Raw genomic sequence first — 11,058 nt, forward strand, 5'->3', positions numbered from 1 at the left:
AGGTCGTAAAGGACCTCTTTTGATATTATTTCTTTTTCTTTCTTGTCTATTATTTTTTTAATTATTAAATCCATATCATTTTCCTTTTAAAATTATAATTCCGTTTAATTATAACACAGATAATAAGTATCATACAAGTAGTCACAAGAAATTGAAATGTTGCTATTTTGATAAAATTTGGTGTTGAATGTATTATTCTTGATTATCTATTTTTATATTTATATTTTAGTGTAGATAAGGTAAGAAATCAAAGATTTTTTAATAAAAAGACCTTATCAATAGTTTTTGATAAGGTCTTTTTGGAGACACTTTGGAGACAATCCAAAGTGCTTTAACTAATTTTCAATCTATATATTTTAACATATGGACAGTTAGAACTAATAATCTTTTCCTCACTTTGTTCGTTAAGATTAAAGTTCTTGTTGCATACGCTGTACCTAAGAATTATGTTGTCGTTATACTCCTAATAATTCAAATGTACACCGCATTATTCCCATTCAATAGTAGATTCTTACCCGTGAGCCCCCGTATATCAACTTTTAAAGATAAAAAAGCTAGTTTTGGTGGGGTAATTGGTGGGGTTGTCTTAAATTGATTTTAATACTTGATTACCATTAAAATTTATAAGGCTTTTCTTAGGTCTATTATATACTATATTTCCTTCCATTTCTAGTGCGATATGTTCATCTGCACCAGTCCACAAATGTGAATAGTGTTTTAACGTTATTTCTGGCGATGAGTGACCAAGTCTTTTACATAGTATCAGTATAGATATATTAAATTCATTTATGAGATAACTAGCGTGACTATGTCTTAATCCTTTAGCTTGAATTTTTTTAACTCCAGCTAGTTTAGCATATCTAGCAATTATTCTAGATATAGTAGATTTAATCATAGGTAAACCATCGTAAGAGAAAATAAAATCATCTTCATTACCTAAACCAATTGTTTTTTGAGTTTTCTTCCATTTTTTTAAAACTGAAATCGTGTCCGAGTCTAGACTTATAGTTCTTCTACCATTTTTAGTTTTTGTATAGGGGTTTATTGTCCAATCCTCTTTAGATTGTATTATTAGCATATTGTGAATACGTAACTTTTTATTTTTAAAATCTACATCATTCCACCTTAAGGCACAGCCTTCATTAACTCTAATACCCGTCATGAAATAAATCCATAACATAATAAAGTTCAAATGCTCATAAGTATTTCCTATATATATTTTAGATATTACAGCTTCAAATTCTGATTTTGTCCAGTATGGGACAGTAGCTTTCCCTTTAGGTATTGCTTTTGCACACTTTGATATATTTTGTTCTACATATCCCATTGTTAATGCAAAATCTAATGATTTTCTAAAAGCTCCAAATATCAGACTTGCGTAACTTTGAGAATATCCAGGACCACCCGATTCTTCTGAAGTTAAAAGCCAAATTCTATAATTTTGAACTTGTTCTAATGATATAGAACGTAATAAAGTATTAGAAAATCTATCTCTTATATCCTCTAGAATTTTCTTTTTTATACTAAAAGTACTTTTATCAACTGTAGATTGATAATAGGGAATATAGATAGAATCCATATATTGTTTATAAGACATTCTATAGTTAGAGTAGCCTTGTGCGTCATGATACTCATTTTTTATTCTAGTAAGTTCTCTGTATGCCTCAACTGCTGACGAAAATAGTTTTCCATTCTTATCTTTTCTTCCTTTTTTTCTGATTCTTTTCCCAGTTATTTTATCAATTCCAAGCTCAGTCTGATAGAAGAAGTTACCTTTTTCATCCTTGTATACTCCTGTATATTTAGTTTTAGTTTGTGCCATTAGAATTTCCCTCCGAAGTATTATTTACTTGAATAGAAATTCCTAATATATTTTCAACTACTGATTTAGGAACACGTCCTAATCTTTTATTGTTATAAAATGCATACCCTTGTTTTACCATAATTTGCTTCGCTTGTCTAATAATTGATATTGCAGTATGTTCTTTATAACCTAATTTCATTAATTCCGTTTTACTTATTGTGCAATTATTTATCATGTTTAAAATAATCTCCTTGCTATTTATTTTTAAATTTGAGATAATAGCAATAAATAGTAATATTGCTATTTAATCTTTTGGTTATCCTTTTTTGCTTTGGTCGGCGGAAGGATAATCTTTTTTTGTCCAATGCATATTTCTTATAATTTTTTTAATTATTATTTTTTTCAGCTCATCTTTCTTGTATGATTTTGGATTTGAGAAAATATATAGATACTCTGTATTTTTTCTATACCATATTCCTTTCCGTTCTTCTTTTGGAATTACTCGTTTATATGGGGTAGATAATAGGAATTTGTCAGTAACCTCTATTTGTAAATCTATTCTTCTATAAAATTGATCAGAATCTTCACCTGCCGAATCTTCAGCTTCGTAAAAGAACTTACCGGGGTCATGGGGTGCTGTTAAGATGATAACTTTAGAAATTCCTTGTTTATTATGATAGCGTGCAGAAATGGGTGAAATAGAGAACGGGTCTAAGAGTTTAAGCCAATTTGAAACATCCATACTGCTACCACGTATATCATCAAGCAATAATATTTCTTGTGAGTTAAACTCATCAAAAGCGTTAGTTGATGCCGTTATGCAGTGTTCCCAGATTTCTCCAGTATAGTGTAATGCAAGATGTTTAATTATTTTTATTAACTCTTTTGCAAATCTAGTTTTACCAATACCACTATTACCTTGTATATAAATAATAGTCTTTCTAAATTGTCCATCTTCTAAGTCATTAATAGTCTTTATAGTTTTCTTTTCGTTATATGTGTCTATCGCCTCATTAACCTTTCTTTTATGATGTAAATATATAGTATAGTATTCATTGGTAAGCAATATTTTATCTTTATTTATCTCACCATTTGCAATTTTTGAGATAAGCCAGTCGACACTCAAATTTGTTTCTTTAGCTGTTTTCGTTGCTCGTCCTTTAAACCAAGTATTAATTCTTTTTTTGTATATATCCATATAGTTTTCACCAAGAATAGTTAATACTTCTTCTGGTTTATATTGATGTTTATTTTCATCTTTAGCGTGAATCAAGTATGCCAAGCAATTATCGTAACCATACCTTCCAGATTTAAGCTTTTCTAAATATTGTGGATTTATACCAATAGCTAATGCTATATTGTTAAGCGTTGCACCTTTTTCAAATTTAAATAGTATATGTATATGTTTTGGTTTAAGTGTACTGTTATCTTCGTATAAGTCTTCATCATGAAGTATGGAATATACTTCAGATGGTATAATATCATTACTTTTTAATTTTGAAATGATTTCATCTAAAAGTGGTCTTAAATCACCGTTATTTGCTGTAGTTATTGAGTCCTTATTTTCCCATAAATCCCAATAAGCAGGGTCTAACTGTTGAACTAGCATTATTGTTTTTAAAATTGCTTCTTTTTTTATCATGGATTATCTCCTATTCTGAGAATATTTAAAATCGATTTTTAATTATTCTTTTAATTATTCTCTTGATTTTTCTTGATTTTATTTTTTTGAAAATCGACTTAAAGCATTGATTTTATTGGTTTTTTACTGCGTGGAACATTGACAAGCCCTGTTCCACGCAGGCGTTAGGAATTAATTAATAATTAACTCCATAATTTTAAAATAGTAAATTATGCGAAGAAAGTGTCGTAACATTCATAACTATCCATTAATGATTTCGCAAAATTATATTTGATTTTGAAACGATGTTCAAATTCGGACATTTGAATTTGCTTCTCTTCCAAACTCCTTGTATCATAGAAATATTCCATAATTTCATCGTAAAATCTTTCTGAAGAAATATATAAGTTAATAAAAGCATTAGATAATAATTCCACATTAAACGTACTTTTGGCAATATCCACAAGGAATAAATATTCATTAAATATCCATTCTTCTATTTCACTGATTTTATCATTGTTATAATCCTCTTCTCGCGTAAGTGCACGAAGTGATTCATCGTATAATCGTGCATATTCTCTTAATATTTTATCGTTAAGTACAATGTTAAATTGTTTAATTTTGCGCATTTGTTATGCCTCCTGAATTTATAAATTTTTAATATAAGGGGTTTCATAAAAATGGGGGGTTTCCCATTTTCTTCCCGATCCTTGTATTCTGGCAATTCCTTGCCCCTTTTTGTAGCTTCGTTTAGGTAGGTCTGCGAAGCCACTCATTAAATATTGTCTCTCCGTTGGAGAGTCAGCAGCCCCACCAAGCATAATTACAGCATCAGAACAGTTTACTCTAGCTAAGGATGGTAAAAATCCTTCTTTAGTGGCAAATTGAGATATTGCAATTATATGAATCCCTGCACTCGCTCCTGTAGCTGAAAGTCTGTTAATTGCTGTTATCCATCTGGATGTAATTTTTAGTGTTTTATCTGTTTTATCAAGCGATTCAAGAGAAGCGTTTAAATTACCGAGTTCATCAAAGAAAATGGCTATATTAGGCATATCTTTCATATCTAGGTATTTATCCTTCCCAGCATTATTGATTTCTTGTAGTCTATTCTCCATAACACTACACCAGTATTCTGCACGTTTAACAATTTCAATAGGGTCACTTTTTCCGTTGAATTCTTTGACGTATCTATCGTATTTTGCTGAATTATATTCAACAATCCAGTTCTGTAAGAGCATTAATTTAGCCATATATTCACCAGCAAGAACTGACTTACCTGCACGTGTGCGTGCTATTATTGACAAATGAGCAGTAATATTGCATTGCCATACAAGATTTTTAGCCAGCCTAATATGGTGTTCAGATTCAGAGATATTTTCTTTTATATCACCAGTATTTTCAATAATTAATCTTTCTGATGTTATGCTATCTTCAAAATAGAATAGAATAAAACTATCATCAAGTGTTAACTCAGAGCTTACAACAGAATATTTTTGATATTTCCCAGACAATACTCCAGATATCTTTTGTTCAAATTTATCACGGTCAGCCCTGTCAAAATTTGAAATATTTTCTATAGCTATAAAACCTTCTTTTAAAGAACTATCAAGAAATACGTATATTTCTGGCATCTCTTCTCCATATCTAGTAGAATTACTAAGTTTTAGCACATCAGTGATTGTTTTATCGTTAAATAACTTATTTATTCTATTAGCTAATTTATTTGCTTCCTTATTCATTTTATCTATCTCTAATATAGAAACTTGTTCTCTGTGTTTAAGTGAAATTACTAAGCAGACCATAATTAGTGATAATAGACTTATAGATAAAATAAAATTGTAAAGTAAGTACTTTTTAAAGAAGTTATATAATATAAATGTAATTACCAATGAAAGGCAGATAGCTATTATCAAAACCACCGATATAATCTGATGGTTTTGATATTTACTATCGTGCTTTCTAATAATTCTGCGATACTTACTCATTTCGTTGAGCTAATTCAACAGATTCTGCTGAGTACCAACCATTTCCAGTCGATGTAGAACCGCCTCGTACATTTTTAAATACTAAAATTATACCAAATTTAACATCTAATTTTTGAGGGGCTTTAATAGTGTATTCTAGATTATTTTTTGTATCTACTATAGAATACTTAAATCCACCTTCGACTTCATCTATTACTCCTGTTGAAAATACAGGAAGTTGACGAATTACATCTGCTGTATACTCCTTACCAGTTGTTTTACTTGTTAGTACGACTTGTACTGTGGGGTGTTTTAAAACCTCCGCTAGTGTTTTATTCCAAATAGGTTTAGCCATTATATTTTCCCTCCTCTAATGACGTAATATATTTTTTGTAACAAGTTAGTCTTATCTTTGGTAGACACTTGTGATGATATATCTGAGTGTATTGAAATATCATTGAATATAATTTCTAGTTTATTTTTTAATATTATTAACTGAGAATAATATTCTGATAGTTCATTATTACTTAGATATTGAATATTGTTTAAATCGATAAGCCTTATAAATGAAAACTCATTTGGTGAATACCAAAGTTCATATAATTTATCTGGAATATTTTTTAAAAACATATCTTTTGATATTTTTTGATATCCAGTATTTCCAAAAGTTGATAGAATATCAACTTGGATTATTTTTGTGTTTTCTAACATAGTTATCACCATTACTGCTATTAAGCAGCCCTTTCTTTATATTAATATAAATTTTTTAGTTCGGTGGTTTTTCATTATTATTTTATTCCGTTTAATTTATAGGACTCTTATCTTCCACCTGTAAATAGTATACCACCAAAACTATTGATTTTTTCAGGAAAATATGATAAAATTTAAATTGAAAATTTCCGTTTTTTGAGGTGAGAATATGAGTTATATACTAAATTATTTTTGTAAATTATCGCAAGAGCGACTAAATAATAAGATTAAAATAATAAATAATGAGAGGGAACTTCTAAGAGAGAAACCCCTATATAAGGATTTAAAAAAGAGAATTACGTGCACAGATTTGTATAAAAATAAACCAAAGATTATAAAGAATATTCTGAATGAAGACTATACGCAGTTGAAAGATTTGTTAAGTTACACTATAGCTGAATCAATAAAAGAAAATATGAAGTTAAAACCCGAGGTTAAAACAAAAACTATTGACGATAATTTGAGTATACAGTTAAAAAGAGAAAATAGGGAGTTTTTATCAGTTTTAGAGATTTTTTGGGGGAATATGGAGGATATACTAAATTCCGATTCAGAAATTTATTATAATTTAATATTTAATTTTTGTTTAGATTTTTTGAAAGATGAAAGAACCCAAAATATAATGAATAAAAATTTAATCAATTATATCCCATATGCACGATATATGTCTTATGAAGATGCCATTAAGGAGTGTGGTGATAGTGATCTAATGTCTTTACTTATTGAAGAAAAAGCTAATGTAGATATTTTAGGTGAGGCAATATACAATTTTAGTAAGTCTGAGAAGGCGATAAAAGTTGCAAATTTATTTGTAGAGTTAATTAATTCTGAAGTTGTATACGATTCTAAAGATAGTAACAGAAGCTATGAAAAAAAAGTTGCAAATGTTTATTTTAAGAACTTTCATATTGCTTTTGAACAGTATCTAGATAAATTTTTAGAAATTATTTCATTGAATGAAAATAATTTTGGAGAGAGAGCATATGATATTATAAAAGAAGATTGTAAACTGATTTATGAAATTACTCGTGCTGAGATATCAGGAGTTATGGAAGATAGGTACTTAACTGTAGCGGAAGAACCCCTTTATGATGTTTTTCGAAAATTATCTGTAGCAAATTCTAACTATATCAATGAATTAATTGTTTTTCAAAAAAATCTTGAGGGAGATATAGAAAAGGAATACTTTAACAAAAAGCTATTCGATAAATATAAAACTCAATATTATTGTGAAGAACGATTTTTAGAACTTTGTTCACAAAAAGTAGTAGAGTTAAAATCTGAAATTGAAGAGTTAAATTCTAGATTTGAGAAATGTCTAGAGTTAAAAGAGTTTAAAATGGCAGAGAAAATATGGTCAGATATAGAATCAAAAGAATCAGAAGTGGAGGACCTAATATCTGAAATTGAGAAATGAATATAACTATAAGAAAAATGTAGTAAAATAGTAGAGGCAAATAAACTTTAATCTAAAATTAATAATAAAAGCATTGATAAAAGATACAGTAGTTATTTTTGATTTACACTTTCTGTATTAATAGAGAGGATTTCTATGATGAGTAAACTATAAAGAAAAAGTTTTTGATAAAATAAAAATATAATATTAAGCTAACAATAATTTCATTAATGTTAGCTTTAAAGATATTAAGAAAAGCACTATTCTAAAAAATTTAGAAAAGTGCTTTTTGTGTGTACAGAAAATAGCTAGTTATCATTTCTAAAACTACCTAAAATAATCCATAATAATCTTATTATTTTTATGTAAAAAAAGCTTGCGTTTTTTTTTTTTTTGATATAATGGTCGTAACTATATTATATAAATTAAATTTTTTCCTATTTTCATAGGAAGACAAATTATAGAAATTTGGAGGATATTATGGAAAAATCAAAAAAAGCCGTATCTTACCTACTAGCAGCGGCTGCATTAACTACAGTAACAACAGCTAGTGTAAATCAAAACGTTAAAGCTGAAAACGACGTAAAAGTAACTACTGAACCAACTCAAGAAACTGGTAAAGTAAGTGCTGTTGTATTAGAAAATGAGCAAGGTGCTGTAATCCGTGTTACTGCTCATGAAGATGTTCAGAAAGTTAAAACAACATATACAGTTGACGGAACACAAGCTAAAACTGTGAGCTTTGGTAATTTAGCTAAAGGTCAAGTAAAAGACATTCAAGTAAATTTTGGAACACAAGCTCCAGCTGTTAAAACAGTAAAAACATTACCTAACACAGCTGCTGTTAGCGACCGTGTGGAATTCGCTAAAACTGTGAAATCTCACGCTATCAAAGGTTCTGTAAGTTTTGAATATGAAACTGCAGAAGTAGCACCAACTACACCTGTTGTAACACCTACAGCCCCTACTAAACCAACTGACAGCGTTAAGCCTGTAAAACCAGTTGATACAACTAAACCTGTTACACCTACTAAACCAGTTGACACAGTTAAACCAACTGAACCAACAAAACCTGTAGATGTAACTAAACCAACTGAGCCTGTTAAGCCTGTGGATACTACAAAACCTACAGAACCAACAAAACCAGTTGAAAAACCAACTACTCCAGTAGGCACTCAACCAAAAGATGAACCTACTACTCCAACTTCTCCAAAAGAAGATAACGGAACTTGGAAAGAAGAAACTCGTACGCGTACAGTAACTGTAGATGAAGAATATACAGAAAATACAACTGAAGATGTGTTAGAAGAAAAACAACTGTTCGACATGTACATTGACCTAGTTGATGCAAATGGTACACTAATCAAACATCTTGGTTGGGATGATGAACTAACAGATGCACAAGTTGAAGATGAATTACTTGCGTTACCATCTACAGTAAAAGAACCAAAAGCAGTCTTCGTACGTAAAGTTCGTGAAACTAAAAAAGTTAAAGTTGGTACAAAAACTGTACCTGTAACTAAAGTTCGTAAAGTACAAAAACAAGAAACTTACACTGTATGGGTGAACTCTAAAACTGGAGAAGTTCGTACAGAACGTCCATAAAGCAAAACAAAAGACTAACCTTTTCGGTTAGTCTTATTTTTTTATATTAAGATGTATCGAAAGCACACCTTGAGGACATCCTTAACGAATAAGGCTTAATTAGTAGTACTATAACGTTTCACCTTGTTATCTTACTCTAATATACGTAGCACCATGTCCAACATTAGCTGTATTAAGAACCGTCTGGTTACCTTGCCATCCACCGTGAACAGCTTGTCCATTACCAGCATATACACCAATATGAGCAACCCCTAGTCCACCATCTGGATAATAAATTAAGTCACCCGGTACAACTTCCGAAGCAGGAACAACTGTCCCTAAGCTCATGTAACCAGCCGGCCAGTCGTGGAAATTAATACCTACAGATTTAAGTGCATTTGTTACAAGCATTGTGCAATCTTGGATTTTACCAATTTGAGCTAAAGCTGCATTATAAATAGCACTAGCTTTATCACCAGCAATTGATGCAACCTGTTTCGGTTCATCTTTCTTAACTTGGACTTCTTCTACTTTCTTTTTAGGTACTTCCTTTTCAACCTTTTTAATTTCTACAGGTTTTACCTCTTCTTTTTTAACCTCTTTTTGCACAACTTCTGGTACAGGTTTAGGTGCAACAGTTGCATTCATAACCGTTGGTTTAGGTTTACTTTCTTCCTTAACCACATCAAGAGATACTGGTTTAACCTCAGGTGTTTCTACTACCTTATTATCCACCTTAACTTGTTCCGATTGTGTCTTAAGAACTTGCCCTACGAAAATCAAGTTAGGGTTTGATATTGAATTGTACTGAACTAAGTCATTGACTGATACCCCAAGATTTCTAGAAATCTTACCTAATGTATCACCTAATGTTACAGTATAATACCCGTTCGACTTAGCTTCCTCAGCCTTCGCAACAACTGTTCCGTAACTAAGTTTATCCCCTGGGAAAATAAGAGAACTTGTTAGATTGTTATCCCTCATAAGTTGTTGATTATCTCAGTTTAATTTGATATAATCAGAGCTGGAGAGAGAAGTTAGGGAGTGTAAGACTTCCGATAAAGATGGTGGCTACTTCAATAAGAAAGGGGATGGTGCTATGCTCGCATACACTAAAATCTTGATGAAAGGAGTAGCAAGTTGTCAGCTTACGAAATTGTACAGACGATTATTGGAATAAATCTATTGATTGTTTCAGTAGTTAGTGCATGTATTGTAGCATTAAAAAAAGACAATAAAAAATAACCATCTTTATACTTTGGCAAGGTAAGATGGTTATATAATAACTAAACCAGAGCCACCGTCTTTAAAACGGCTCTCTCTTTTTTATATTTATATTTTAGCATAGATAAGGTAAGAAATCAAAGATTTTAATAAAAAGACCCCACGAATAATTTTTGGTGGGGTTTTTGGTGGGGAACCTAATTGAATTAAATAGATTTGCAACATTTATAACAACTAAAAACGCAGTTAAATTAGGATTCTCCATTCAAATTATATTTGTAATCTATTCCCATTCTATAGTTGCTGGTGGCTTACTAGTAATGTCGTAAACTACGCGGTTAACGTGAGCAACTTCGTTTACGATACGAGCTGAGATTTCTTCAAGTACTTCAAATGGAATGTGAGCCCAGCTTGCTGTCATACCATCGATACTTGTTACGGCACGAACTGCTACTGTATAGTCATATGTACGAACATCTCCCATAACTCCTACTGAACGAATGTCTGGAAGACATGTGAAGTATTGCCAGATTTCTCCTTCTAATCCACGTTTAGCGATAACATCACGTAAGATGAAGTCACTGTCACGAACGATTTGAAGTTTTTCTTCTGTTACTTCTCCAAGAACACGGATACCAAGTCCTGGTCCTGGGAATGGTTGACGCCAAACGATTTCGTGAGGAAGACCAAGTGCTTCACCTAATGCACGAAC

The 11,058-nt window shown here is 30.8% G+C and carries 11 protein-coding genes and 1 pseudogene; 3 read left to right on the top strand and 9 right to left on the bottom strand.

The window, feature by feature from the left end; translation table 11 throughout:
• Positions 1-586: 586 nt before the first annotated feature.
• From RWQ73_RS06720 to RWQ73_RS06750, 7 genes are all read right to left on the bottom strand, one after another.
• Positions 587-1,822: a site-specific integrase gene (locus RWQ73_RS06720; protein WP_314407531.1), complete on the bottom strand. Its 1,236-nt coding sequence runs from the start codon at positions 1,820-1,822 to the stop codon at positions 587-589.
• Entirely contained in the window at positions 1,809-2,039 is a 231-nt protein-coding gene (locus RWQ73_RS06725) for a DUF3173 domain-containing protein (RefSeq protein WP_314407533.1), read from the bottom strand. The genes RWQ73_RS06720 and RWQ73_RS06725 overlap by 14 nt, the downstream gene beginning before the upstream one ends.
• 81 nt (positions 2,040-2,120) lie before the next feature.
• On the bottom strand, positions 2,121-3,446 hold the full coding sequence (locus tag RWQ73_RS06730) for a Rep family protein (RefSeq protein ID WP_314407534.1): 1,326 nt from the start codon (positions 3,444-3,446) through the stop codon (positions 2,121-2,123).
• A gap of 209 nt (positions 3,447-3,655) precedes the next feature.
• Positions 3,656-4,054, bottom strand: coding sequence for a hypothetical protein (locus tag RWQ73_RS06735; protein ID WP_314407535.1), 399 nt, complete (start codon positions 4,052-4,054; stop codon positions 3,656-3,658).
• 18 nt (positions 4,055-4,072) lie between these two features.
• Entirely contained in the window at positions 4,073-5,167 is a 1,095-nt protein-coding gene (locus tag RWQ73_RS06740) for a cell division protein FtsK (RefSeq protein WP_314407537.1), read from the bottom strand.
• Positions 5,168-5,405: 238 nt separating this feature from the next.
• Positions 5,406-5,747 carry a hypothetical protein gene (locus RWQ73_RS06745; protein WP_314407538.1) on the bottom strand — a complete coding sequence of 114 codons (342 nt, stop codon included), beginning with the start codon at positions 5,745-5,747 and terminating at the stop codon, positions 5,406-5,408.
• A complete protein-coding gene (locus RWQ73_RS06750; RefSeq protein WP_314407540.1) occupies positions 5,747-6,103 on the bottom strand; it encodes a hypothetical protein in 357 nt (118 codons plus the stop codon). The genes RWQ73_RS06745 and RWQ73_RS06750 overlap by 1 nt, the downstream gene beginning before the upstream one ends.
• A gap of 349 nt (positions 6,104-6,452) precedes the next feature.
• Between RWQ73_RS06750 and RWQ73_RS06755 the strand changes: the two genes are divergently transcribed.
• Positions 6,453-7,559 (top strand): hypothetical protein, encoded by a 1,107-nt coding sequence (locus tag RWQ73_RS06755; protein WP_314407541.1) that lies wholly within the window; start codon positions 6,453-6,455, stop codon positions 7,557-7,559.
• Between the two features lie 459 nt (positions 7,560-8,018).
• The gene (locus RWQ73_RS06760) at positions 8,019-9,143 is read left to right on the top strand and encodes a hypothetical protein (RefSeq protein ID WP_314407543.1); all 1,125 of its coding nucleotides are present in this window, start codon (positions 8,019-8,021) and stop codon (positions 9,141-9,143) included.
• 126 nt (positions 9,144-9,269) lie between these two features.
• Here RWQ73_RS06760 and RWQ73_RS06765 read toward each other — a convergent pair whose 3' ends face one another.
• Entirely contained in the window at positions 9,270-10,106 is an 837-nt protein-coding gene (locus tag RWQ73_RS06765) for a LysM peptidoglycan-binding domain-containing protein (RefSeq protein ID WP_314407545.1), read from the bottom strand.
• A gap of 156 nt (positions 10,107-10,262) precedes the next feature.
• Here RWQ73_RS06765 and RWQ73_RS06770 point away from each other — a divergent pair, with 156 nt between their 5' ends.
• Positions 10,263-10,367, top strand: a complete 105-nt coding sequence (locus RWQ73_RS06770; RefSeq protein ID WP_081450717.1) for a putative holin-like toxin — start codon at positions 10,263-10,265, stop codon at positions 10,365-10,367.
• A 262-nt stretch (positions 10,368-10,629) separates the two neighbouring features.
• Here RWQ73_RS06770 and RWQ73_RS06775 read toward each other — a convergent pair.
• Positions 10,630-11,058: pseudogene (locus tag RWQ73_RS06775) on the bottom strand (GMP synthase (glutamine-hydrolyzing)); the annotation flags it as partial.

Source organism: uncultured Gemella sp., assembly GCF_963525875.1.
GTDB lineage: Bacteria > Bacillota > Bacilli > Staphylococcales > Gemellaceae > Gemella.

What these genes read in the sequence shown, in the direction of transcription:
- RWQ73_RS06750 (WP_314407540.1), bottom strand. Translation starts at nt 6,103, where the DNA reads ATGTTAGAAAACACAAAAATAATCCAAGTTGATATTCTATCAACTTTT.
- RWQ73_RS06740 (WP_314407537.1), bottom strand. Translation starts at nt 5,167, where the DNA reads ATGAATAAGGAAGCAAATAAATTAGCTAATAGAATAAATAAGTTATTT.
- RWQ73_RS06720 (WP_314407531.1), bottom strand. Translation starts at nt 1,822, where the DNA reads ATGGCACAAACTAAAACTAAATATACAGGAGTATACAAGGATGAAAAA.
- RWQ73_RS06730 (WP_314407534.1), bottom strand. Translation starts at nt 3,446, where the DNA reads ATGATAAAAAAAGAAGCAATTTTAAAAACAATAATGCTAGTTCAACAG.
- RWQ73_RS06745 (WP_314407538.1), bottom strand. Translation starts at nt 5,747, where the DNA reads ATGGCTAAACCTATTTGGAATAAAACACTAGCGGAGGTTTTAAAACAC.
- RWQ73_RS06725 (WP_314407533.1), bottom strand. Translation starts at nt 2,039, where the DNA reads ATGATAAATAATTGCACAATAAGTAAAACGGAATTAATGAAATTAGGT.
- RWQ73_RS06765 (WP_314407545.1), bottom strand. Translation starts at nt 10,106, where the DNA reads ATGAGGGATAACAATCTAACAAGTTCTCTTATTTTCCCAGGGGATAAA.
- RWQ73_RS06760 (WP_314407543.1), top strand. Translation starts at nt 8,019, where the DNA reads ATGGAAAAATCAAAAAAAGCCGTATCTTACCTACTAGCAGCGGCTGCA.
- RWQ73_RS06735 (WP_314407535.1), bottom strand. Translation starts at nt 4,054, where the DNA reads ATGCGCAAAATTAAACAATTTAACATTGTACTTAACGATAAAATATTA.